This window comes from Burkholderia sp. BE17, assembly GCF_009362305.1.
GTDB classification, from domain to species: Bacteria; Pseudomonadota; Gammaproteobacteria; order Burkholderiales; family Burkholderiaceae; genus Burkholderia; species Burkholderia pyrrocinia_C.
In genome coordinates, this window is sequence record NZ_WHNU01000011.1 from 53424 (window position 1) to 77520 (window position 24097).

Annotated in this window: 17 protein-coding genes; 8 read left to right on the forward strand and 9 right to left on the reverse strand. The window is 67.4% G+C overall.

Features of this window, described 5'->3' with window-relative positions:
- Positions 1 to 580 precede the first annotated feature (580 nt).
- The gene (locus GD429_RS11785; protein WP_152857087.1) at positions 581 to 1489 is read right to left on the reverse strand and encodes a LysR substrate-binding domain-containing protein; all 909 of its coding nucleotides are present in this window, start codon (positions 1487 to 1489) and stop codon (positions 581 to 583) included.
- 293 nt (positions 1490 to 1782) lie between these two features.
- Positions 1783 to 2751, reverse strand: coding sequence for a LysR family transcriptional regulator (locus GD429_RS11790; RefSeq protein WP_034180238.1), 969 nt, complete (start codon positions 2749 to 2751; stop codon positions 1783 to 1785).
- A 363-nt stretch (positions 2752 to 3114) separates the two neighbouring features.
- Between GD429_RS11790 and GD429_RS11795 the strand changes: the two genes are divergently transcribed.
- From GD429_RS11795 to GD429_RS11810, 4 genes are all read left to right on the forward strand, one after another.
- Complete coding sequence (locus GD429_RS11795; protein WP_152857088.1) at positions 3115 to 4287, forward strand: HPP family protein; 1173 nt, start codon at positions 3115 to 3117, stop codon at positions 4285 to 4287.
- A 120-nt stretch (positions 4288 to 4407) separates the two neighbouring features.
- Positions 4408 to 4821 (forward strand): MarR family winged helix-turn-helix transcriptional regulator, encoded by a 414-nt coding sequence (locus tag GD429_RS11800; protein ID WP_152857089.1) that lies wholly within the window; start codon positions 4408 to 4410, stop codon positions 4819 to 4821.
- A gap of 20 nt (positions 4822 to 4841) precedes the next feature.
- On the forward strand, positions 4842 to 6629 hold the full coding sequence (locus tag GD429_RS11805; protein WP_152857090.1) for a chloride channel protein: 1788 nt from the start codon (positions 4842 to 4844) through the stop codon (positions 6627 to 6629).
- Between the two features lie 501 nt (positions 6630 to 7130).
- Positions 7131 to 7466, forward strand: a complete 336-nt coding sequence (locus GD429_RS11810) for a hypothetical protein (protein WP_174418674.1) — start codon at positions 7131 to 7133, stop codon at positions 7464 to 7466.
- An 87-nt stretch (positions 7467 to 7553) separates the two neighbouring features.
- Here the strand turns inward: GD429_RS11810 and GD429_RS11815 are convergent, their stop codons facing one another.
- Together GD429_RS11815 and GD429_RS11820 are read right to left on the reverse strand one after the other, a co-directional pair.
- Positions 7554 to 7874 carry a pyrimidine/purine nucleoside phosphorylase gene (locus tag GD429_RS11815; RefSeq protein WP_006478890.1) on the reverse strand — a complete coding sequence of 107 codons (321 nt, stop codon included), beginning with the start codon at positions 7872 to 7874 and terminating at the stop codon, positions 7554 to 7556.
- 209 nt (positions 7875 to 8083) lie between these two features.
- Positions 8084 to 8986 carry a LysR substrate-binding domain-containing protein gene (locus tag GD429_RS11820; protein WP_152857092.1) on the reverse strand — a complete coding sequence of 301 codons (903 nt, stop codon included), beginning with the start codon at positions 8984 to 8986 and terminating at the stop codon, positions 8084 to 8086.
- 182 nt (positions 8987 to 9168) lie between these two features.
- Here GD429_RS11820 and GD429_RS11825 point away from each other — a divergent pair, with 182 nt between their 5' ends.
- From GD429_RS11825 to GD429_RS11835, 3 genes are all read left to right on the forward strand, one after another.
- A complete protein-coding gene (locus GD429_RS11825; RefSeq protein WP_152857093.1) occupies positions 9169 to 10353 on the forward strand; it encodes a M20 aminoacylase family protein in 1185 nt (394 codons plus the stop codon).
- 42 nt (positions 10354 to 10395) lie between these two features.
- On the forward strand, positions 10396 to 11715 hold the full coding sequence (locus tag GD429_RS11830; protein ID WP_152857094.1) for an MFS transporter: 1320 nt from the start codon (positions 10396 to 10398) through the stop codon (positions 11713 to 11715).
- Positions 11716 to 11947: 232 nt separating this feature from the next.
- Positions 11948 to 12490, forward strand: coding sequence for a cysteine hydrolase family protein (locus tag GD429_RS11835; RefSeq protein ID WP_152857095.1), 543 nt, complete (start codon positions 11948 to 11950; stop codon positions 12488 to 12490).
- A gap of 77 nt (positions 12491 to 12567) precedes the next feature.
- Here the strand turns inward: GD429_RS11835 and GD429_RS11840 are convergent, their stop codons facing one another.
- The 5 genes from GD429_RS11840 to GD429_RS11860 form a co-directional block, all read right to left on the reverse strand.
- Positions 12568 to 13671, reverse strand: coding sequence for a porin (locus GD429_RS11840; protein ID WP_152857096.1), 1104 nt, complete (start codon positions 13669 to 13671; stop codon positions 12568 to 12570).
- 63 nt (positions 13672 to 13734) lie between these two features.
- Positions 13735 to 14154: a DoxX family protein gene (locus GD429_RS11845; RefSeq protein WP_152857097.1), complete on the reverse strand. Its 420-nt coding sequence runs from the start codon at positions 14152 to 14154 to the stop codon at positions 13735 to 13737.
- A gap of 191 nt (positions 14155 to 14345) precedes the next feature.
- Entirely contained in the window at positions 14346 to 15623 is a 1278-nt protein-coding gene (locus GD429_RS11850) for a cytochrome c (RefSeq protein ID WP_321574549.1), read from the reverse strand.
- A 2-nt stretch (positions 15624 to 15625) separates the two neighbouring features.
- On the reverse strand, positions 15626 to 17245 hold the full coding sequence (locus GD429_RS11855; protein ID WP_152857098.1) for a GMC family oxidoreductase: 1620 nt from the start codon (positions 17243 to 17245) through the stop codon (positions 15626 to 15628).
- Positions 17245 to 17751: a sugar dehydrogenase complex small subunit gene (locus tag GD429_RS11860; protein ID WP_152857099.1), complete on the reverse strand. Its 507-nt coding sequence runs from the start codon at positions 17749 to 17751 to the stop codon at positions 17245 to 17247. Before GD429_RS11860 ends, GD429_RS11855 begins: the two co-directional genes overlap by 1 nt.
- Positions 17752 to 18061: 310 nt before the next feature.
- Here GD429_RS11860 and GD429_RS11870 point away from each other — a divergent pair, with 310 nt between their 5' ends.
- The gene (locus tag GD429_RS11870; RefSeq protein ID WP_152857100.1) at positions 18062 to 24097 is read left to right on the forward strand and encodes an alpha-2-macroglobulin family protein; all 6036 of its coding nucleotides are present in this window, start codon (positions 18062 to 18064) and stop codon (positions 24095 to 24097) included.

Below are 24097 nucleotides of genomic sequence, written 5' to 3' on the forward strand. Positions count from 1 at the left end.
TCGGACTCCGGTGCCGCCGGACGGTCGGGAAAGCCGGCGGCGCAATGCAAGGACAGGCGCCGGCGGGCGTCACGAGACGCCGGTGTAGGTGCCGTTCAGGATGCGGTGATCGGAGGCGGCAGGCTGCGGCCCGATGCGACGGGCCGGACCGGCGCCGTTCATCGTCGCGGCCAGCGCGCGGACGGGGAAGTGTACCGAGGCTCGGTACGAAACAGGATGACGGATACGTGACGCGACGGGCGTCGGCAGTATCGTTGTTCCGGCGGGCCGACGGATGCGGCGCCGGGATTCCGGTACGAGTGAGTAAAGGCTCATCGTTGTTCTTTTGCGTATCGCGGGTGCAGGAACCGCGCGGCCGGCGCGTCCCGCTCCAAATGCACGAACGTATCCTGCTCCGACCGGCATGCAGCGTCAAGCGGTTGTCGCAGTGCAGCGAACCGCCGTTGAAACACAGGTATCGACGCGGCTTTCACGATGGTAAGGATTCGCCCGACGCCAGCCCGCCGCGCCCGATCAGGATTGCTTGCCATCGCAGGCGGCAAGCTTCCGGATTGAAAGCTTGTGACGCGGCACGCACGCGCTACGCCGCCGCGCCGCCCTGCTCCTGCGCGAGAAATCGCTCGACCATCGCGTTGAACACCGGCAACGCCGGGTTGTCGTTGTCCGCTCGCCACGCGAGATACAGCTCCGCTGCGGCGTCGACGCCCGCAAGCGGCCGGAACACCACGCCGTCCACATGCAGCTCGCGCGCCGACGCCGGTACGAGCGCCGCGCCGAGCCCCGCACGCACGAGGCCGAGGATCGTATGCGTCTGCCCGACGTAATGCAGGTAGTTCGGCAGCCTGCCTGCGTTCGCGAACAAGCCGGAGATCAAGTCGTGGAAATACTTCCCTTCGTTCGGTGAATACGCGATGAATGGCTGCCGGTCGAGATCGTCGGGGCCGATGCGCTCGCACGCGGCGAGCGGCGCGCCTTGCGCGACCGCGACGAGCATCGGTTCGCGCTGCACGAGCCGGTATTCGAGCGGCTGGCGCGCGGCCCGCTGCCGCACGAAACCCGCGTCGAGCATCCGCGATGCGAGCGCGTCGATCTGCACGGTCGACACCATCTCGCGCAATTCGACATCGACGTCCGGCAGCGCGTGCGCGGCGTGCGCCAGCAGCATCGGGATCATCCGGTACGCGCTGACGGCCGTGAAGCCGAGCGTGATGCGGCCGGCCTCGCCGTGCGCAACGCGCTGCGCGGCCTGCCCGGCCCGCGCGGAGAATTCGAGGATATGGCGCGCGTCGCGCAGGAAACGTTCGCCGGCCGCGGTCAGGCTCACCTGCCGGCTGCTGCGTTCGAGCAGCGCGATGCCGAGCGCGTGCTCGAGCAACTGGATCTGCCGGCTGAGCGGCGGCTGCGTCATGAAGAGCCGCTTGGCCGCGCGGCCGAAATGAAGCTCCTCGGCAACCGCGACGAAGCAGCGAAGCTGGTGCAGTTCAATCATCCAGATCTTGTATCGATTGATGGTCTTTCGAGGTTAGACCGATATCGATACGATTTCCATGCTCGGTTGCACCTGATGCGCGGCCCGCGCCGCGCGCGACGACCGAGACCTTCATGACTCGTCGGCGCATTGCGGTTCGTCGCCGCGCACGGGCTGATCGGCATCGCTTTGTATACGTCGCTCGCCATGGCTCGCAGGCCGCTTCGAGCGGATTCGCAACACGCGGCCGGGCGCATGAACATCGCCACGGCGCACGCGGTTCGGTCGGCGCGCGGCCGCGCCCGACCGTGCCGTCAAGCGCGCTTGCGGCCGCCCGGCATCTGCTCGACCGTCAGGCGGTCGAGCTCACGCAGGTCGTTCTCCAGCGCGGGCGTGAGCGTCGTGCGCAGGTGGTCGAGGAACGTGCGGATCTTCGCGTCGAGATAACGGCGCGTCGCGTAGACGGCGTACACGCTCACCGTCTGCAGCCGGTATTCGGGCAGCACGCGGATCAGCCGCCCTGCGCGGATATCGTCGAGCACCGTATACAGTGCGACGCACGCGATCCCGCGCCCGGCGCGCACCGCGACGCACAGCGCATCCGGCACGTTGACCTGGAACGGCGCCGGCTGCAGTTCGTAGACGGCCACTTCTTCGTCATTGCGCTCGAGCCGCCATTCGCCGGCCGGCGACGCGGGTGTATCGAGGCGCAGGCACACGTGGTTCGGCAAATCGTCGGGCGACTGCGGCGTACCGTGTCGCGCCAGGTATTCGCGCGACGCGACGAGCACGCTGCAGCTCGTGCCGCAGGTCTGCGCGACATAGCCCGAGTCGGGCAACTGCGACGCCGTCACGATCGACACGTCGTAGCCTTCCTCGACGAGATTCGGCATCCGCTGCGCAAGCGTCAGCTCGACCGACACGTCGGGGTTGTCCTCCTGGTAGCGGACGATCGACGACACGACATGACTCTGCCCGAGCCCCGTCATCGCATGGATGCGCATCTTGCCGCTCGGCCGCAGCAGTGCGTTGCGCGCCTCCGCGTTCGCATAGTCGATTTCCGCGAGGATCGATTTCGCGCGCTCGAAATAGCGTTCGCCGCTTTCGGTGAGGCCGAGATGGCGCGTCGTGCGATGCAGCAGGCGCGTCTGTACGTGCGCTTCGAGGTTCGATACCGCGCGGGATACCTGCGCGGTGGTCGCGTCGATTTCCTTCGCGACCGCAGTAAAACTGCCGGCTTCGACAACGCGCACGAACAGGCGCATGTTTTCGAGCATGTCCATTGAATTGGCTTGGGGAGAGTCAGTGGGGAGACGTCGGCGGCGCTCGCGTCAGGTGGGGAACGGAACGCAGTCGCGAACCACGTCGAATCGATCACCGTGCCGGGGGAAAGGCGGGAGGGCGGGCATCGCGTACGTGGTTCTGGGATATCGGGGATTCAGTGGCCCGAATTGTACGCCGCCGCAGACAAATTTGCGCTATTGCCGGCCGCCCAAGCTTTCGTCGGATGAAAGGTTTATGCAAGGCGCGTGCGTCGTGCGCATGCAACGGCTTGATGCAGCGCGACAATTTGTATCACAACGCGATATAATTCCGCGCTTGTCGCCGCGCATACCCGCGCTGTCATTTTTACCGCTTACCCGTCCATGTCGTCAGGCTCATCTTCGTCGCGCCGCACGTTGCGTCAATGGCTGCACAGTTTCATTCCCCATCCGATGTCGCTCGGCTGGCGTGAGCGACTGCGTTCGTGCACGGGCGCGCTCGTCGGCATCGCGACGGTCGGCGTCACGATGCGATGGCTGCCCGGCGTGCCGGGCCTCGTGCCGCTGCTCGTCGCGCCGATGGGGGCATCGGCCGTGCTGCTGTTCGCGGTGCCAGCGAGTCCGCTCGCGCAGCCGTGGTCGATCATCGGCGGCAATCTCGTCGCGGCGACGGTCGGGGTCGCGTGCGCGTTATGGATCGCCGATCCGATCACGGCCGCCGCGGTCGCGATCGCATGCGCGATCGGCGGCATGTTCGCGCTGCGCTGCGTGCATCCGCCGTCGGGCGCCGTCGCGCTCACGGCCGTGGTCGGCGGCCCGGCAATCCATTCGCTCGGTTTCAGTTTCGTGCTCGAGCCGATCGCGCTGCAATCGGCGATCCTGCTGTCGGCCGCGCTCGCGTATCACGCACTGACCGGGCACCGCTACCCGCATGGCGGCACGCGCGCCGAAGCGAAACCGCAGGCAGGCGCCGCACCGGCGCGCGGCGGCTTCGCGCGCGGCGACCTCGACGCGGTGCTGAAGCGTCGCGGCGAATGGCTCGACGTCGATCCGGACGATCTCGAAACGCTGCTGCGCGAAACCGAGATGCAGGCCTATACGCGCACGTTCGGCCAGCTCAAGTGCGCCGACCTGATGACGAAGAATGCGATCGAGGTCGCGCCGTCGACGTCGGTGACGGCCGCGCTCACGCTGCTCGACCGTCACCGCGTGAAGGCACTGCCGGTCGTCGACGGCGAGGGCCGCCTGGCCGGCATCGTCACGCGCGCCGACCTCACGCGCCAGCTGCGCCGCCCGACCCCGCTGTGGCAACGCCTGTCCGCACGGCTGCCGCAATCGTTCGGCGGCCAGCCCGCGAGCGTCGCGTCGGTGATGACGCGCGAGGTCGCGTTCGTGCCGGAAACGATGCCGATCACCGCGCTCGTGCCGCTGTTCGCGCATTCGGGCCACCACCACATTCCGGTTGTCGATGCATCGCGCCGGCTCGTGGGAATCATTACGCAGACGGATCTCGTCACGGGCCTTTACCAGCAGACGCAGATGCTCGAGGCCGCTTAACGCAAGCGCAACGCGCCGACACCACGCGGAATGCACTCATTCCGCTTTTATTCGGCCATTTATATCATATTGTGATATATTTATCGTTTCCGAAACCGCCTGCCCGACCGACCGACCTCGATGAACGATACCAGACGCGCGCTGAACAAAAGCGATTTCCAGCAACTGTCCGAGTTCCGCTACCAGATGCGCCGCTTCGAGCGCTTCTCCGAGCGCGCCGCGCAAAGCGAAGGCGTGACGCCGCTGCAATACCTGCTGCTGCTGCACATCAAGGGTTATCCGCATCGCGAATGGGCAACCATCGGCGAGCTCGCGGAACGCCTGCAGGCGCAGCATCACGGCGTCGTTGCGCTGGTGACGCGCTGCGAAGCCCTCGGGCTCGTGAAGCGCAAGACGAGCGAAGCGGACCGCCGGCAGGTCGAGGTCCACCTCGAGCAAGCCGGCGAGAAGCTGCTCACCCGCCTCGCGGCGATGCATCGTGCCGAGCTGAAGTCGCTCAAGGGCACGTTCCAGGTTCCCCAGATCGATTACTGACCCTTGCTTTCGCCACTCCGATGAACGCACCGCACAAACGCGATTTCTCGACCAACGAACGCCTGCCCAGGATTGCGTTGCTTGCCGCCGGGATCGGCCTGCTCAGCACGCTTGCGGCATTCGTGCTGTTGAGCCTGATCCACCTGTTCACGAACCTGTTCTTCTTCCAGCAGTTCTCGTTCGCCGACCGCTCTCCGGCGAACAACACGCTCGGCGCATGGGTGATCGTCGTGCCGGTGATCGGCGGGTTGATCGTCGGGATGATGGCGCGCTTCGGTTCGGAAAAGATTCGCGGCCACGGCATTCCGGAAGCGATCGAGGCGATCCTATTCGGCAAGAGCCGCATGTCGCCGAAGGTCGCGATCCTCAAGCCGCTGTCGTCCGGCGTCGTGATCGGCAGCGGCGGCCCGTTCGGCGCCGAAGGCCCGATCATCATGACGGGCGGCGCGCTCGGCTCGCTGATCGCGCAGTGCGTGCACGTGACCGCCGCCGAGCGCAAGACGCTGCTCGTCGCCGGCGCGGCCGCCGGCATGACGGCCGTGTTCGGCACGCCGGTCGCCGCCGTGCTGCTCGCGGTCGAGCTACTGCTGTTCGAATGGCGTCCGCGCAGTTTCCTGCCGGTCGCGCTCGCGTGCGCGGTGGCCGGTTTCGCCCGCGCGCTGTTCTTCGGCGTCGATCCGCTGTTTCCGCTCGCCACGGCCGCGCCGACGCCGGTCGCGCTGCTGTCGTGCATCGTCGCGGGCCTGCTGTCGGGCATGCTCGCCTGCGGCCTGTCGGCCGCGCTGTACCGTGTCGAGGACAGCTTCGCGAAGCTGCCCGTGCACTGGATGTGGTGGCCCGCGCTCGGCGCGATCGTGATCGGCATCGGCGGCTGGCTCGAACCGCGCGCGCTCGGCGTCGGCTACGACGTGATCGGCGATCTCCTCCACCAGCACATCGCGCTGAAGATCGCGCTCGCGCTGCTGATCGTGAAGGCCGTGATGTGGGTGATCGCGCTCGGTTCGGGTACGTCGGGCGGTGTGCTCGCCCCGCTGCTGATGCTCGGCGCCGGCCTCGGCACCGTGCTGTCGCCGGTGCTGCCCGGCGGCGATCCGGCACTGTGGCCGCTCGTGTGCATGGCCGCGACGCTCGGCGCAACGCTCGGCGCCCCGCTGACCGCGATCGTGTTCGCGTTCGGCCTCACGCACGACGCCAACGCGCTGCTGCCACTGCTCGCGGCGACGCTCGTCGCGCACGGCTTCGCGACCGTCGTGATGAAGCGCTCGATCATGACGGAAAAGATCGCACGCCGCGGCTATCACATCTACCGCGAATACGGCGTCGATCCGCTCGAGCGGCATGACATCGGCGAAGTGATGACGTCCGCCGACCGGCTCGTCGCGATCGACAGCGCGGCGACGCTCGATGCCGTCGAAACGCAGTACTTCGGCGCGAAGCAGACGCACCGCGCGTACCCGGTCGTGCAGAACGGCCGCCTGCTCGGTCTCGTCGATCGCGCAACACTCGACGCGCAGCGCGCGCACGCCGCCGCCGACACGCCGATCTCGGGCGCGTTCGCCCACCGCGCGCCCGCCGTCGCGCTTGCGCACGAAACGTGCCGCGTCGTCGCATCGCGCCTCGCGATGCTCGGCCTCGAACGCCTGCCGGTTGTAGACGACGAGCAATCGCTGCGCATCACCGGCATCGTGTCGCGCAGCGACCTGATCAAGCCCGCGCTCCAGCACTTCGATGACGAACAGAAGCGCGAGCGCTTCCGTCCGATCGTCCCGGTCAACCTGCGCGACATCGGCACGCGCAAGGCCGGCTGACACATCCCGCATGCGCGGGCGTGCAACGCGCCCTCGCCTCACCTCGCTGCACGATGCGGCGCGCGCGCCTCGCGCACCGCATCGTTTTCCGCTGCTTCCCGCGTTTAAAGTTGGTTAACAATCCGACCGACGAAAGTTTGTCATCATGGTCCTCATGCGACGGGGCCACCCAATCAAGCCATTCCATTTCGCGATCAGATAAAGAGTCGCGGCACGGCATGCGGACACATGCCGCTCGCCGCGACCGTCACCTCACCACACGACCGGGCAGCGCGCCGACCAGGCAACGCATGACGTCGTTGCCGCGCCCCCGTCCACCGACGGGCCGCACGCGACGCATGCCGCGCCGCAGCAGAGTGCACAGCATCGCAGCAGCCGTTTGGCAAGCGCGTTAACAACTTGTTTCGGAATAGCCGGAACCGTGCTTGTCCGGTGCGATCTCATTAGCACGCAGTACTGCTGCGCATCCCACTCAATCAATCACGACTCGAGGGAGATAACGTGAACGTGAAATACTTACCGCTCATCGCATTGACCGTGGCATTTTCTGCTCATGCAGCCGATTCTGCCCTGCAGAACGTGGGACAAAGTCAGAAACCCGCAGACCAGGTGGCGCAGTGCATCGCGAAGACCTGGGCCGACAAGTCGCAGCAACAGGTAACGTCGCAGTATGAACTGGCGAACGGCCTCGCGATGGCAGTTTATGCACCGGGCCAGCAGCCGCCGAACGGCGCCGCTGCCGTGGTGCGCCCGGCCAACGCCGCAAACGCGAAGACCTGGGTCGGTTTCCGCGGCGGCGATGCGTCGTCGGCCGGCGACATCAACGCCTGCCTGTAACGACAACAGGCGCTCCGGATGGCCTTGCGCCATCCGCTTGCGACAAGCCCCGCTTCGGCGGGGCTTTTCTTTTGCTGCCGCCCGCGCTTACAGGTAGCTGCAGACGTAGTCGAGCGTCTCGAGCACTTCGATGTCGAAGCGGCTCTTGCCCGGCACGGAGAACGATTCACCGGCGCCGTAGGTCTGCCATTCGCTGCTGCCGTCGAGCTTCACCCGGCACTTGCCGGCCTGCACTTCCATCAATTCGGGCGCGTCCGTGCCGAAGTTGAGCGCGCACGGCAGGATCACGCCGAGCGTCTTGCGCGTGCCGTCCGGGAAGAGCACGGTATGCGACACGCACTTGCCGTCGAAATAGACGTTCGCGCGCTTGACGACCGATACGTTGTCGAATTGGGTTGCACTGGTCATGTGATGCCTCTGCTTGCTGGATGCCGGATGGCGATGTTGTTGGAGGCCGGCCGGAGCGGCGGGCCGGCCGCTATGATACCGGCTCGCGACGCATGCGCCGGAATGGCGTGCCCGCCGAGCGAGTGTCGTGTGCGTCGAATGACGGCAGCGCCGCACGCCAAATCGTCAGGATCACTATGCGATGACGGTCGCTGCCCGCAGGTAGCGATTCACCGCAACCCCTTGCGCCGTGCGGAATCGCGCAGGCAATCGAGCAACATCGCCGCGGCCGGCGTCAGCGGGCTGTCGCGGCGCGTGACGACCTGCACCGACACCGCCGGCAAACGCTCGCGAATCGGCAGCACCGTCAACTGATCGCGTGCCCACTCGCCCTGAAGCAGTTGCTCGGGCATCGACGCGATCAGGTCGCACCCCGTCATCAGGCTGTGTGCAAGCCCGAAGCTCGGGCATTCGACGACGCGCGCCGGCACCGGCAGCCCGTGCGCGACGAACGAGTTGAACAACACCTGCGTCGAGCTTTCCGGCGACGGATTCATCAACCAGTCGGCCTCGACGAGATCGGCGAGCGACGTGGCCGACGCGAGCGGATGCTCCTTGCGCGCGACGATCAGCGAACGGCTCGCATAGAGCTCGGCATGATCGAACTCGGCCGCCAGCAGTTCGGGCACGACGACGATCACCGCGAAATCGAGCGAGCCGTCGTGCAAGCGAGGCAGCGCGACGCCCGGAAACCCTTCGATCAGGTTGACGCGCGCCACCGGAAAGCGGCGCCGGAACGCGCGAAACGCATCGGGCAGGATCGTCACCGCGGCGGCCGGCGTGATCGCCGCCGCGACGGAGCCCGTCATCGCGCCCTGCGCCTGCTCGATGTCGTCGCGTGCGCGCTGCATCTCGGCGACGATCAGACGCGCGCGCACCTGCAGTTGCTGCCCGAACGCTGTGAGCTGCACACCGCGCGCGGTGCGCACGACGAGCGACACGCCGAGCGCGATCTCCAGTTCCTTGACCGCCTTCGTCAACGCAGCCGGCGACACGTTCAGGCGGCGCGCGGCCGCGCGAATGCTCCCCTCTTCCGCGACGGTGACGAACGCTTTCAGCTGATGGTATTTCATGGCGGCGATGCGTGATCCGTGGAAACCCGGTACCCGGCCGGGCGTGCCGGTTCAGGGTATTCCCGAGCGGCAACCGGTGGTGTGCACCAAAGCAATTTATCAGCTTCTGGTAAGCAAAAGATATTTATATGCTTCCACGTCATATGCGCGTCAAACGCCCCATCGGCCCCACAGGAGACACCATGCTGCAAGCCGTGAACCCCGTCATCCCAGGCATCGCCGCGATCGCCCCCGAGCTGGTCGCGGTGCGCCGCCGCATCCATGCGCATCCCGAACTCGCGTTCGAAGAGACGCTCACGAGCGATCTCGTCGCCGAGCTGCTCGCCGGCTGGGGTTACGAAGTGCATCGCCGCATCGGCAAGACGGGCGTCGTCGGCATGTTGCGCGAAGGGCAAGGCACGCGCACGGTCGGGCTGCGCGCCGACATGGACGCGCTGCCGCTCGCGGAAGCCACCGGCCTGCCGTACGCGAGCCGCCACGCGAACAAGATGCACGCATGCGGCCACGACGGCCACACCGCGATGCTGCTGTGCGCGGCGCGCCACCTCGCGGCGACGCGCCAGTTCTCCGGCACGCTGAACCTGATCTTCCAGCCGGCCGAGGAAAACTTCGGCGGCGCGAAGGCGATGATGGACGACGGCCTGTTCAACCGCTTCCCGTGCGACGCGATCTTCGCGATCCACAACATGCCGGGCCGCGCGGCCGGCGACATGGCGTTCCGCACCGGTGCCGCGATGGCGTCGGCCGACCGCGTGACGATCACGCTGCGCGGCGTCGGCGGCCACGGCGCGATGCCGCATTTCGCGCGCGATCCGATGTCGGCCGCGGGCAGCATCATGGTCGCGCTGCAGACGATCGTCGCGCGCGAGGTCGACGCGCAGCATGCGGCCGTGATCACGGTCGGCAGCGTGCAGGCCGGCGAGACGTTCAACATCATTCCCGAAACCGTCGTGATGAAGCTGTCGGTGCGCGCGCTGAACGCCGACGTGCGCGCGCTGCTCGCGCGCCGCATCGAAGCGCTCGTGAAAGGCCAGGCGGAAAGCTTCGGCGTCACCGCGGAAGTCGACTACGACTACGGCTACCCGGTGCTCGTCAATCACGCGGAGCCGACCGCGTTCGCGGCCGACATCGCGCGCCGGATGCTCGGCGACGAGCGGGTCGAGACCGAAGCCGCGCCGCTGATGGGCAGCGAGGATTTCGCGTTCATGCTCGAAGCACGCCCCGGCTGCTACGCGTTCATCGGCAACGGGATCGGCAGCAAGGGCGGCTGCATGGTGCACAACCCCGGCTACGACTTCAACGACGACATTCTCGCGATCGGCGCGAGCTACTGGGTTCGCGTCGCCGAAGCCTGGCTCGCGGCCTGACGGCCCTTCATCACGCAGTTTCGCGCTTACCGGGGGAACCCCATGGAAACGTCTGCCCTTTCGTTCGCCGGCACGCCGGCCGATGCACGCGCCGCCGCGAAGAAACGCCGGCTGATCGCGGCCGCCGCCGTCGGCAACGCGCTCGAGTTCTACGACTTCACGGTCTACAGCTTCTTCGCGATCCTGATCGGCAAGCTGTTCTTCCCGGTGCATTCGCCGTTCGGGCAGTTGATGCTCGCGGTCGCGAGCTTCGGCGTCGGCTTCGTCACGCGGCCGCTCGGCGGGCTCGTGATCGGCATGTATGCCGACCGCGCCGGCCGCAAGAAGGCGATGATCCTCACGCTGCTGCTGATGGCGCTCGGCACCGCGACGATCGCGGTCGCACCGACCTTCGCGCAGATCGGCCTCGCGGCGCCGCTGCTGCTCGTGCTCGCGCGCCTGCTGCAGGGGTTCGCGTCGGGTGGCGAAGTCGGTGCGTCGACGACGCTGCTGCTCGAACAGGCGCCGCAGCATCGGCGCGGCTTCTACGCATCGTTCCAGTTCTCGAGCCAGGGGCTCGCCGCGCTCGCGGGCGCGCTCACCGGCGTCGCGCTGACGTCGACACTGAGCGCCGCGCAGCTCGAAAGCTGGGGCTGGCGCGTGCCGTTCATCATCGGCACGCTGTTCGTGCCGCTCGGCTACTGGCTGCGCCGCACCGTCGAGGAAGTACCAGCTGCCATTCCTGCCGCCGCGCACGACGAACCGGTCGCGTCGCTGCCGCTCGCCGACGTGCTGCGCCATCACGGCAAGGCCGTGTTCGCGGGCCTCGGCGTGACGATCGGCGGCACGTCGATCCACTACATCATCGTGTTCTACATGGCGATCTACGGCGTGCAGGTTCTGCACCTGCCGACCTGGCTGTCGATGACGGCCGGCTGCGTCGCCGGCGCGATCCTGATGCTCGTGACGCCGATCGGCGGCCACCTGTCCGACGTCTACGGGCGCAACCGGATCGTCTGGTGGACGCGCATCGTGCTGATGGCCGCGATCTACCCGGCGTTCATCGCGCTGAACCGCTGGCCGGGCGCCGCGTCGCTGCTGTCGATCATCGCGGCGCTGTCAATCGTGCATGCGATCAACATCGGCGCGACCGGTGCGATGCTCGGCGAACTGTTCCCGCGTGCGGTGCGTGCAACGGGTGGCGCGCTCGTGTACAGCGTCGGCGTCGCGATCTTCGGCGGCTTCGCGCAGTTCTTCGTTACCTGGCTGATCGCGGCGACCGGCAATCCGAACGCACCCGCGTGGTATGCGATCGGCTGTGGCGTGTTCACGCTGCTCGCGATACGCTGCATGGACGAAAAGGCCGGGAAGTCGCTCGACTGAGCGGCGGGCGGTGCGCAGCACGCGATTGACGCAGTGCGCGCGCATCGGGCATGATCGCTCCATGCGCCACACCACGACCACTTCTTTGACCACGACGCGCACGACCGCCTTCGGCGGGCTCGTGCGGCGAGTGCGCGCAAGGTCGTAGCGCCACCGATTTCCCACAGGCCCCGCCGGTTCCGGACGGGGTCTTGTCGCTTCTCCGTCCGTGCCCGTCACTCAGGAGAATGCGATGTCCGAAGCCCCTTCCCCCAAACGAGCGCTGCTCGTCGTCGACATGCAGGTCGGGCTGTTTCATGGCCCCGATCGTCCGCACGACGGCGACCGTGTGCTCGCGAACATCAACCGGTTGATTGGCCGCGCGCACGACACCGGCACGCCCGTGTTCGCGGTGCGCCATACCGGTCCCGCCGGCACGCCGATTGCGCCCGACTCGCCACTCACAGCGCTGCTGCCGGAACTCGCGATTGATCCCGCGCACGACACCGTGTTCGACAAGACCCGGCCAAGCTGCTTCGCGGGCACGCGGCTCGCCGAATGGCTGCGCGCGGCCAACATCGGCGAACTCGTCGTCACCGGGATGAAGACGCAGTACTGCATCGATACGACTTGTCGCGCCGCCGCCGACCTCGGCTTTCGCGCGGTGCTCGTGACCGACGCGCACACCTGCATGGACACGCCGGCACTGCCGGCCGCGCGAATCGTCGCGCATCACAATGCGACGCTTGATGGCCCGTTTGCGACGCTGACGACGACCGAGACGTGTGTGTTCTGACCGGCACCAACTGCACGCCGTAAACGCAACAACGCACGGACGACTACCGCCCGTGCGTTGCTTGGTCGCTGCCCCGCTCAGAACGTATGCATCATCCCCACATACGCCCCCGTCTGCGACTCGCCCGTCAGCGGGCTCGTGCCCGACGTCGCGTCGCGCGGCGACGCGAGCAGCGAAAAGTTCGAGTTGCCGCCGTTGCGCGCATACGCGACCGTACCGTACAGGAACGTGCGTTTCGACAGGTTGTACGTGGTGCCGAGCACGTACATGATCGCGTGACCCGACGGATCGTGCGACGCATCGCCGCCGCCGTCGCCGACCTTCACGTAGTACCCGCCGCCCGTCACCGCCCACTGCGGCGTCGCGGTGTAGGTCGCGCCGAGCCAGTAGTGATCCGCGCGATCGGCTACGCCGGCCGGGCTGTCCGGTGCCTGGTAGTGCGTATACGCGCCCTGGATCTTGAACTTCGACACCTTCACGTTCGCGCCGACGAAATACTCGCGCGACGCGGTGAAGATGTTGCTGAACTTGCCGTTGTTGTCGCGCAGTTCGTCATAGATGCCGCGCACGTCGAGCACCGGCGAGTGGTACGAGATCATGATCCCGTCCGAGCGGCCGAAATCGTCGGCCGCGCCGTAGTTGAAGCCACGCGACTGATTGCCGAACGCATATTGCGCCTGCACGTCGAAGCCGCCGATCACCGGGCTGTGATATTCGATGTTGTTGCTGGTCTGCTGCCAGTTGCGGCCGCGCACGAGCGATGCCGACGAAAACGCCTGCTGCACGAACGGATCGAATTCCCACACGCCGTCGCTGTCGATGAACAGGTTGCGGCCGGCCTGCAACTGGCCCCACGTGTCGCTCTTCAGCCCGACATACGCGCGCCGCGACCACATGCGGCCGCCGCCCGTCTGGCCGTTCATCACCTGGAACGCGGTTTCGAGGTTGAAGACCGTCGACAGCCCGCCGCCCAGATCCTCGATGCCCTTCAGGCCGAACATGCTGGTGCCCCAGTCGCCGCTTTCCGCGCTCCAGCGCGACTTGCTGCCGTTCGGCGTCGCGATGTGGTTCAGGTATTCGATACCGCCGTCGACACGGCCGTACAACGTCACGCTCGTTTGTGCGAAAGCGGCCGCCGGCGTGGCGGCCGCGATCAGCCATGCGAAATGTTTGAGTCGCAAAATGATGCCCCCTCGGAGTCTCGACCTTCCAGCGCGCGCCCCATGCGCGCGCCACGGGCCCGGTTATCCGCGATCGATCGAAAAACGTCCGGGGCCCGCCGCGCAGAGCGCGAGCAGGCCGCCCGAGATCGCGATGTTCTTGTAGAAATGAATCATGTTGTTGATCTGCTCGCCGCCCGTCATCGTCCAGTAGTGGTGGCCGATGATGCCGGTGCCGATCGTATACAGCGCAAGCAATAGCGCGAGCGGCCGCGTCTGGAAGCCGACCAGGATCGCGATGCCGGCGAACAGCTCCATCACGACGGAGATCGCGGCGGACACGATCGGCGCGGGCGCGCCTTCCGAACCCATGAACGCGATGGTGCCCGGGAAGTCGACGATCTTCTTCCAGCCGAACATCACGAACAGGATCACGAGCAGGATCCGGGAAAGCAGCAGCAGCACATCGCGCTGGGACGCGAGAAACGGTTGATTCGGTGTCATGGTATCGATCAACGAAAACGATGCGCGGCACGCGCACCGGATTGCCAATGAACCGGGACGGGCGGCCGCCTGCGCCGCCCGCCCCGCTCTGCAACAACCGGCATCGGGGTCCGCCCGATGTGCTGTGCTCCTCCTCTGGTTCGATGCCGCTCCTCTTCGGTGTTGCGGCTACTGCTTCGTCGCGCGCCGCGTCAACGCAGCTTCGCGACGTCCTGCTCGGTCACCTTCGCGGCCGGATTGCCGAACTGCCCGGTCAGGTAGTTCGTCAGCGCGGCGATCTGCGCATCCGACAGCTCGTGGCGGAACGCCGGCATGCCGACATCCTCGCTGCCGGCCTTGCGCTGCACGCCGTTCAGGATCACCTGCACGAGGTTGGTCGGATTCGGTGCGCCGACCGTCGAGTTGTGGAACAGCGGCGGGTAATAACCGTCCGGCGTGCCCTTGCCCTGCATCTGGTGGCAAGTCGCGCAGTTGCCGAGATACAGCCGCGCCGGGTCGATGCCCGACGACGCGAGCGCGACGCCGCGCAGCTTCAGGCCGTCCTCGGCCGGCTTGCCCCACGACGAGCGCGACTGCTTCGCGTCGCCGCTGGCGACGGCCGGCACCGTGCGGATGTACGTCGAGATCGCGCCGATGTCGGATTCCGTCATCTTCGAGAAGCTGTGCTCGATCGCCTCGGCCATCGGGCCGGCCGCCTGCGCGACGCCCGGCACGCTGCCGGTGCGCAGGTATTGCACGAGCTGCTGCTGCGTCCAGCCGCCGATCCCCGCGTTCGGGTCGGACGTGATGTTGTAGCCGTCCCAACCCGCGAGCACCGAGCCCGACAGGAAGCTGCCGCCCGCCTCGTCGAGCGACTTCTCCTGCATCGCGATGCCGCGCGGCGTGTGGCACGTGCTGCAGTGCGCGAGGCCCTGCACGAGATACGCGCCACGGTTCCACTCGGCGCTCTGCGCCGGCTTCGGCTCGTACGCGCCATCCTTCAGGAACAGCCAGTTCCAGATCTTCAGCGGCCAGCGCATGCTCAGCAGCCCGGGGATCTCGTTCTTCGGCGGCGTCTGCTTGACCGGTTCGACGCCGTGCATGAAGTACGCATACAGCGCCTGCACGTCGTCGTCGTTGATCTTCGCGTACGACACGTACGGCATCGCCGGGTACAGGTTGTCGCCGTTCTTCGCGACGCCGTGGCGCACCGCGCGCTCGAAATCGTCGAACGTCCAGTTGCCGATGCCCGTGTCGGGATCCGGCGTGATGTTGCTCGTGTAGATCTTGCCGAGCAGCGGCACCGGCATCCCGAGGCCGCCCGCGAACGGCTTGCCGCCCTTCGCGGTGTGGCACGCCATGCAGTCGCCCGCGATCGCGAGGTATTGGCCGCGCTTGACCTGCGCCGGATCGGCCGCGTCGGACGCGCGCGCGAGCCCCGGCAGCGCGATGCAGCCGGCGACGAGGAAGGTGAGAGTAGATTTCCGCACGGTCAGACTTCCTTCTTCAGCGTGTCCGACATCCGCAGCGCGAGCGCCGCGATCGTCAGCGTCACGTTCACCGTACCGACGGTCGGCATCGTCGAACTGCTCGAGATGAACAGGTTCGGATGGTCGAACGTGCGGCAGTCCTTGTCGACGACCGAGTCGCGTGCGTCCGCGCCCATGATCGTCGCGCCCGTGATGTGGTTGTTCGGCGCGAACTCGTCGTTGAAGACGACTTCGGTGCCGCCCAGCACCTTCGCGGCCGTCGCATAGACCTCGCGCGTGTGCACGGCGCCGCGCTTCACGTAGTCGTCGATCGCATACGTGATCTCGGGGCGCGGGATGCCGATCGCGTCGGTGGCCGTCTTGCTCGGCACGATGCGGTTCTCGGGTTGCGGCAGGATTTCGTGGAAGCAGTCGAACTGCACGTAGCGCGCGGAACGGTCGCGGATCTGCGCATCGAGCTCCTCGGGCTTCATCAGCTTGCCGCCCTTGAAGATCTTCTGCGTTTCCTGGTTGATGCGCGACATGTTCGACAGGTGGATCTTCTTCGCGGCTTCGGTCGCGCGGAACGGGCCGTCGCGGAAACCGATCAGCGATGTCATCTCCTGCGGGCCGCGGCCCGGCCACAGCTTCTCGTTCGCATAGAACGACACGCCGGTGCCCGGGTGGTCCATCAGGTTGCGGCCGACCATGTCGGAGCTGTTCGCGACGCCGTTCGGGAAATCGCGGTTCGCGGACATCAGCAGGATCTTCGGCGTCTCGATGCCGTTCGCGGCCACCACGAAGTACTTGCCTTCGACGCGATGGTCGGCGCCCGACTTGTCCTTGTAGACCGCCGCGACGATGCGCTTGTTCGGGCCGGTTTCCAGCTTGTAGACGACCGCGTTCTCGATCAGCTTCGCGCCGGCCTGCTCGGCCTTCTCGACGTGCACGATCCCGTTGTACATTGCGCCAATCGGGCAGATCGGCATGCAATTGTTGTTCCCGCAACAGGTTGGCCGGCCGTCGTACGGGCGACTGTTGCGCGCGACCGGCTCGGTCACCACGTGGAACTTCGGGTCATGACCGTTGAGCGCGCTCTTGATCGTCTGCTCGTTGAACGACAACGGCAGCGGCGGCATCGGGTACGGCTGCTTGCGCGGCGAGTACAGGTCTTCCTCGGGGCCCGGGCCCCATACGCCGAGTTCTTCCTCCGCGCGCTGGTAGTAATGCTCGAGGTCGTCGTACTGGATCGGCCAGTCGCGGCCGACGCCGTACACCGTCTTCATCTTGAAGTCGTTCGGGATGAAGCGCCACGCGGACGCGGCCCAGTGCCACGTCGTGCCGCCCACCGCGCGGATGTACTGCGAGTTGAACTTGTGCTCGCCCTTCAGGACCAGGTAGTCGTTCGGCGGGCCGTATTCCGGATGCGGCGCCCACGAACTCGACGGGTACGGCGCCATGAAATCGGTCTTGTCGGTCTGATTCCGAAAGCGCTCGACGATTTCCCAGCGCGGCATGCGCGGGCCGGCTTCCAGCAGGATCACCGACTTGCCCGCCATCGCGAGCTGGTGTGCAACGATCGCGCCTGCGACACCCGAACCGACGACGACGACGTCGGCCTTTTGCGTATCGGTATCGGCCATCAGGCTTGCCTCTCGATCGGTTTTTCGGCCCAGAAGCCGGGTTTGTTGGGGCAATACGAAGGGATCACGAGCGTATCGGATACGACGCTGAACATTAATGCTTCTTCGTAGGTAATCACGACGTTGTCGACGATGCCGAGATACCACGCTTCAAGAATCTTCAGCGCGAGCGCTTCCTGATCGGGATTCAGCGAGCCGGACGCGAGTGCGCCGGCGAGTTGCGGCAGGCTGTCGGCCGTCTTGAACGAGCCCTGCTGCAATGCCAGCAGGAAGCGCTGGCCGAGCACGCGGCTCAGCCCCTTCTTGCCGGTCAATGCTTCGGAGAGCGTCATGAACGTATCGAGCGGCGCGGTGCCGGGTGCATCGGCCAGGGCCCGCAACGCCAGCGAGCCCGTGAGGCCCGCCGCCGTCAGCGCCAGCGCGCCCTGCAGCCATTGACGCCGCGTGATGCCGGTTGCGGCTGCGTCGCCGTCGCGACGCGAATGGGGAGTGTTGTCGTTGTGCATATTTCCTTCTCTCGAACGCCGGATTCGGGAAAACCACGCTTGATATTTCTCAAACTTCGGCGCGGACCTGAAATGTACGCGCACAAATCGGATCGAACAATCTTTTTATAGTCCATTAAATGTTCCGCAATCCGAGACAATCGATATTTCGCTGCATTTTTGTGTCGTCGACGCGACAAATCTGCGACGGACGCGCCGGTGTCGCATGCCGGCGACACACTGCGGCTGCGCGCGACGATGCGTGTGCATGGCGGTCGGTTAGAATCGCGTGCAATCAAACAGAAAGCTTCCCTCCGAGGGCAATCGAGCGATGAAGCAGCACGACAAACAGAACAACACGATTCGAACCAACCACACCACACGGCTGCTCTGGCGCATCGGCGCCGTCGCGGCGCTCGGCGGTGCCGCGGCCCTGTCGCTGCATGCGCTCGCGGCGCGCACGGTGAGCGTGTCGCCGCAAGGCACCGTCACCGAAGTCCGGCAGACCGTCGTCAAGTTCGACGAACCGATGGTCGCGTTCGGCTCGGCATCCGCGCCGAATCCCGCGCGCGTGACCTGCAACGATTCGACCGCCGCGCGCGGCCAGGGCCACTGGCTCGACGACAAGACCTGGGTTTACGACTTCGAAAACGACCTGCCGCCCGGCGTGCGCTGCTCGGTCGCGCTCAACGATACGCTGCGTTCGGTCGCCGGCAATGCGGCCAGCGGCCCGCGCCGCTTCACGTTCCAGACGGGCGGCCCGTTCCCGGTGAACGTGCGCCCCGGCTCGCGCGAGATCGAGGAACGGCAGGTCTTCGTGATGAAGCTGAACGGCCCGGCCGAACCGCGCTCGGCGCTCGCGAACATCTGGTGCGAAGCGGCCGGCATCGGCAACCGCATTCCCGTCACGGCCGCCGACGACGATACGCGCAACGCGCTGCTCGACCATTTCGGGCTGAAGAAGGACGCCGCGCGCGTGCTGACGCTGTCGTGCGCGCAGGCGCTGCCGGCAAGCGCGAAGATGCAGCTCGTATACGGCAAGGGCGTCGCGAGCCCGAGCGGCATCGCGAACGAAACCGAACGACGCTTCGATTTCACCGTGCGCGCGCCGTTTGCCGCGAGCTTCTCGTGCGAACGCGAAAACGCGAAGGCGCCCTGCACGCCGCTGCGCCCGCTCACGCTGTCGTTCAACGCGCCGATCTCGCGCAAGAACGCCGAGGCGATCAAGCTGCGCGGCTCCGACGGTTCGCTGTCGCCGACCTTCGCGGCCGACGACCGCAGCGAGGAAGTGACGACCGTCACGTTCAACCCGCCCTTGCCCGCGCAGGCCGCACTGACGGTCGAACTGCCGTCGGGCCTGCGCGACGTGACCGACCGCTCGCTGTCCAACGCCGACCTGTTCCCGCTGGCGACGCGCACCGCGCCGATGCCGCCGCTCGCGAAATTCTCGTCGGGCACCTTCGGGATCGTCGAGCGCTTCGCCGAACCCGATACGCCCGCGCTCGTGCCCGTCACGCTGCGCAACGTCGAGGCCGACCTGCATATCGCCGGCCTCAACGCGGGCGGCGCGCAATTCGCGAACCTGAAGGTCGAGAACGACACCGCGATCCGCCAGTGGATGCGCACCGTCGACCGCTTCGACAACTGGTCGATGACGGCAGGCTCGATCGACAGCCAGATTCCGGGCCTGCTCCAACGCAAGGGCCAGCACCCCGTCTACGTGCCGCTCCAGGCCGGCGAAAAGCAGCCCGCGCCGAAGGACCGCCGCATCGACGTGCGCTCGCTGTCGCTGCTCAAGGGCGAGCCCGGCGCGCAGGCGCTGACGCTGCCGCAGGCCGACCCGAAGACGCTGCGCCCGTTCGAGATCGTCGGTGTGCCGATCGACAAGCCCGGCTTCTACGTGCTCGAACTCGCGTCGCCCGCGCTCGGCCGCTCGCTGCTCGCGAAGCCGTCGAGCATGTACGTGCGCACCACCGTGCTCGTCACGAACCTCGGCGTGCACCTGAAACAGGGCCGCGAGAACAACCTCGTGTGGGTCACGACGCTCGACAAGGGCAAGCCCGTGCCGAACGCGCAGATCCGCGTGTCGGACTGCAACGGCGATGAAATCGCCGCCGGCAAGACCGATGCGCAGGGCCTGCTGAAGATCGACGGGCAGTTCGAGCCGAAGCACGAATGCCGCTCGTCCGAGCGTTTCGACGACTACTTCGTGTCGGCGCGCGTCGACGATCCGAAGACGGGCCCCGACATGGCGTTCGTCAGCTCGGGCTGGAACCGCGGGATCGAATCCTGGCGCTTCAACGTGCCGACCGACACCGACAGCGCGCCGACCGTGCGCGCGCATACGGTGTTCGACCGCACGCTGCTGCGCGCGGGCGAAACCGTGTCGATGAAGCATTTCATCCGTACCGAGACGCTGCAGAGCCTCGCGTTCCCGTCGCAATACCCGACGCGCGTGACGATCCGCCATCTCGGCACGGGTCAGACGTACAAGCTGCCGCTCACGTGGGCCGCCGATCACAGCGCGGACACGCAGTTCACGCTGCCGCCGGCCGCGAAGCTCGGCGAATACGGCGTCGAGCTCGCAGCCGGCCCGGAAGACGCGCCGACCGCCACCTATTACAGCGGCAGCTTCCGCGTCGAGGCATTCCGCCTGCCGGTGCTGAAAGGATCGATCGGCGCGCGCGATGCGCAGAAGAGCCCGCTCGTCGCGGTGAAGGAAGCGCCGCTCGCGGTGCAGATCGACTACGTATCGGGCGGCGGCGCATCGAACCTGCCGGTGCAGGTGTCGGCGCTGATGAAGTGGGCGTCGCCGCCGTTCGCGGATCGCTTCGAGGACTTCAGCTTCACGCCGTATCGCCCCGACAAGAGCGACGGCAACGCCGACGACGATTCGCAGGACGGCGACAACGCGTCGTCGTCGAACAACGATCCCGATGCGACGAAGCTGATCGCCGACAAGCTGCCGCTGACGCTCGACCGCAACGGCGCGGGCTCGGTCACGCTCAAGAGCCTGCCCGACGTCGACGCGCCGAAGCGCATCGCGCTCGAAGCGACGTTCGCCGACCCGAACGGCGAAGTGCAGACGATTCGCGGCGACACGATCCTGTGGCCGGCCGCGGTGGTGGCCGGCATCAAGGCCGGCCGCTGGGTGTCGGTCGGCCAGCGCGTGCCGGTGCAGGCGCTCGCAGTCGACCTGCAGGGCAAGCCGCGCGCATCGGTGCCGATCGAGATCAAGGGCGTCGCGCACATCACGACGTCGTCGCGCAAGCGGATGGTCGGCGGCTTCTATGCGTACGACAACAAGAGCGACACGCGCGACCTCGGCGTGCTGTGTTCGGGCAAGACCGACGACAAGGGCCGCATGGCCTGCGACGCGACGCTCGAACAGGCCGGCAACGTGCAGTTGATCGCGGTCGCGAAGGACGGCGACGGCCGCACGTCGAACGCATCGACGTCGGTCTGGGTCACGCGCGAGGACGAACTCTGGTTCGGCGGCGACAACACCGACCGGATCGACGTGATCCCGGAGAAAACCTCGTACGAACCGGGCGAAACGGCCCGCTTCCAGGTTCGCATGCCGTTCCGCTACGCGACCGCGCTCGTCGCGGTCGAGCGCGGCGGCGTGATGGAAACGCACATCGTCGAGCTGAACGGCAAGAACCCGACCGTCGACCTGAAGGTCGGCGAATCGTGGGGGCCGAACGTCTACGTGTCGGTGCTCGCGCTGCGCGGCCGGATTCGCGAAGTGCCGTGGTACTCGTTCTTCACGTGGGGCTGGAAAGCGCCGGTCGAATGGGCGCGCGCGTTCTGGCGCGAAGGCCGCCACTATGAAGCGCCGACCGCGTTCGTCGACCTGTCGAAGCCCGCGTTCCGCTACGGCCTCGGCGAGATCAAGGTCGGCACGGGCGTCCACCGTCTCGGCGTGACCGTCACGACCGACGCGACGCGCTACACGGTGCGAAGCAAGGCGCAGGCGCACGTGAAGGTCACGCTGCCGAACGGCCAGCCCGCGCCGGCCGGCACGCAGATCGCGGTCGCGGCCGTCGACGAGGCGCTGCTCGAACTGATGCCGAACAACAGCTGGGACCTGCTCGACGCGATGCTGCGGCGACGCGCCTACGGCGTCGAGACGGCCACCGCGCAGATGGAAATCGTCGGCCGCCGCCACTTCGGCCGCAAGGCCGTGCCGGCCGGCGGCGGCGGCGGCGGCGCACCGACGCGCGAGCTGTTCGACACGCTGCTGCTGTGGAATCCGCGCGTGACGCTCGACGCGAACGGCAGCGCGACCGTCGACGTGCCGCTGAACGACGCGCTCACGCGCTTCCGGATCGTCGCGATCGCGGCGGTCGGCCCCGACCGTTTCGGCACCGGCAGCACGTCGATCCGCAGCACGCAGGATCTGCAGCTGATCTCCGGCCTGGCGCCGCTCGTGCGCGAAGGCGACGCGTTCCGCGCGCAGGTCACGCTGCGCAACACGACCGACCGCGCGATGCAGGTCGTCGTGACGCCGCGCGTGACGGGCCTCGACGTCGCGCCGCAAACCGTGTCGCTCGCGGCCAATACGGCGACCGAGGTCGCGTGGACGATCACCGTGCCCGAGCAGGCGCTCGACGCGGCCGGCGCGCTGAACTGGCGCATCGAAGCGGCCGAGCAAGGCGGCAAGCGCGCGTCCGACGCGCTGGCGGTCGCGCAAAAGGTCGTGCCCGCACTGCCGGTAACCGTGCAGCAAGCGACGCTCGCGCAGGTCGACGGCACGCTGACGGTGCCCGTGTCGGCACCGGCCGGCGCCGTGAGCAACGCACAGGGCGCGCCGCGCGGCGGCATCGCCGTGTCGCTGCAGTCGAAGCTGGCCGACGGCCTGCCCGGCGTGCGCCGCTGGTTCGAGCGCTATCCGTACCGCTGCCTCGAACAGCAGGCGTCGCGCGCGATCGGCCTGCGCGACCCCGCGCAATGGCAGGCGCTGGTCGCACGCATGCCTGTCTATCTCGACAGCGACGGGCTCGCGAGCTACTTCCCGCCGTCGTCCGACGATTCGCACCACGGCAGCCCGACGCTGTCGTCGTACCTGCTCGTGCTGTCCGACGAGGCGAGCCGAGCCGACCCGCGCTTCGCGCTGCCGGAAGACCTGCGCACGCAGCTCGAAGCCGGGCTCGCGCGCTTCGTCGACGGCCGCCTCGAGCGCAACGCGTGGGCGCCGCGCCAGGATCGCGACCTGCGCAAGCTCGCCGCGATCGAGGCGCTGTCGCGCTACGGCGCCGCACAAGGTCGCATGCTCGGCTCGATCGAGATCGCGCCGAACCAGTGGCCGACGTCGGCGGTGATCGACTATCACGCGATCCTGGTGCGCGTGAAGGACATCCCCCAGCGCGACGAGAAACGCGCGCAGGTCGAACAGATCCTGCGCGCGCGCCTCACGTACCAGGGCACGCAGCTCGTGTTCTCGACCGCGCGCGACGACGACCTGTGGTGGCTGATGACGAGCAACGAGACCAACGCCGCGCGTCTCGCGATGGAATTCGCGGGCGATCCGGCGTGGAAGGACGAGATGCCGCGTGTCACGGCCGGCCTGCTCGCGCTGCAACGCCAGGGCGCGTGGCAGACGACGACGTCGAACGCGCTCGGCCTGCTCGCGGTCGAGCGCTTCTCGCGCACCTACGAGAGCACGCCCGTCGCCGGCGCGACGAAGGTCGCGCTCGGCGGCAACGAGCGCGCGATCTCGTGGTCGCAGGCGCCGGCTCCCGTCGACACGCCTGCGTCGGCCACCGCCGCGACCCGCGCCGCCGCCGCGCGCAGCGTGCTGATGCCGTGGCCACGCGCGTCGCAGGCGCCGGCCACGCTGTCCGTCACGCAGGAAGGCACGGGCCGCCCGTGGGCGACGGTCGAGAGCCTCGCGGCCGTGCCGCTGCGCTCGCCGTTCGCGGCCGGCTACCGGATCACGAAGACCGTTACGCCGGTGTCGCCCGCCGTCAAGGGCGTGCTGACGCGCGGCGACGTCGTGCGCGTGCATCTCGACATCGATGCGCAGAGCGACATGACGTGGGTCGTCGTCAACGATCCGATCCCGTCCGGCGCGACGATCCTCGGTTCGGGCCTCGGCCGCGATTCCGAAGCGGCGACGCAGGGCGAGAAAACGCCCGACGGCGCGTGGCCGTCGTTCATCGAACGCGATTTCGACGGCTACCGCGCGTACTACGACTATCTGCCGAAGGGCAAATTCTCGGTCGAGTACACGGTGCGGCTGAACAACGTCGGCACGTTCGGATTGCCGCCGACGCGCGTCGAGGCGCTGTACGCGCCGTCCGTATACGGCCTGTGGCCGAACCCGCCGATGACCGTCAAGCCGGCCGACGCGGGCAAGCAGTGA

What these genes read in the sequence shown, in the direction of transcription:
- GD429_RS11785 (WP_152857087.1), bottom strand. Translation starts at nt 1,489, where the DNA reads ATGATTGAACTGCACCAGCTTCGCTGCTTCGTCGCGGTTGCCGAGGAG.
- GD429_RS11790 (WP_034180238.1), bottom strand. Translation starts at nt 2,751, where the DNA reads ATGGACATGCTCGAAAACATGCGCCTGTTCGTGCGCGTTGTCGAAGCC.
- GD429_RS11795 (WP_152857088.1), top strand. Translation starts at nt 3,115, where the DNA reads ATGTCGTCAGGCTCATCTTCGTCGCGCCGCACGTTGCGTCAATGGCTG.
- GD429_RS11800 (WP_152857089.1), top strand. Translation starts at nt 4,408, where the DNA reads ATGAACGATACCAGACGCGCGCTGAACAAAAGCGATTTCCAGCAACTG.
- GD429_RS11805 (WP_152857090.1), top strand. Translation starts at nt 4,842, where the DNA reads ATGAACGCACCGCACAAACGCGATTTCTCGACCAACGAACGCCTGCCC.
- GD429_RS11815 (WP_006478890.1), bottom strand. Translation starts at nt 7,874, where the DNA reads ATGACCAGTGCAACCCAATTCGACAACGTATCGGTCGTCAAGCGCGCG.
- GD429_RS11820 (WP_152857092.1), bottom strand. Translation starts at nt 8,986, where the DNA reads ATGAAATACCATCAGCTGAAAGCGTTCGTCACCGTCGCGGAAGAGGGG.
- GD429_RS11825 (WP_152857093.1), top strand. Translation starts at nt 9,169, where the DNA reads ATGCTGCAAGCCGTGAACCCCGTCATCCCAGGCATCGCCGCGATCGCC.
- GD429_RS11830 (WP_152857094.1), top strand. Translation starts at nt 10,396, where the DNA reads ATGGAAACGTCTGCCCTTTCGTTCGCCGGCACGCCGGCCGATGCACGC.
- GD429_RS11835 (WP_152857095.1), top strand. Translation starts at nt 11,948, where the DNA reads ATGTCCGAAGCCCCTTCCCCCAAACGAGCGCTGCTCGTCGTCGACATG.
- GD429_RS11845 (WP_152857097.1), bottom strand. Translation starts at nt 14,154, where the DNA reads ATGACACCGAATCAACCGTTTCTCGCGTCCCAGCGCGATGTGCTGCTG.
- GD429_RS11855 (WP_152857098.1), bottom strand. Translation starts at nt 17,245, where the DNA reads ATGGCCGATACCGATACGCAAAAGGCCGACGTCGTCGTCGTCGGTTCG.
- GD429_RS11860 (WP_152857099.1), bottom strand. Translation starts at nt 17,751, where the DNA reads ATGCACAACGACAACACTCCCCATTCGCGTCGCGACGGCGACGCAGCC.
- GD429_RS11870 (WP_152857100.1), top strand. Translation starts at nt 18,062, where the DNA reads ATGAAGCAGCACGACAAACAGAACAACACGATTCGAACCAACCACACC.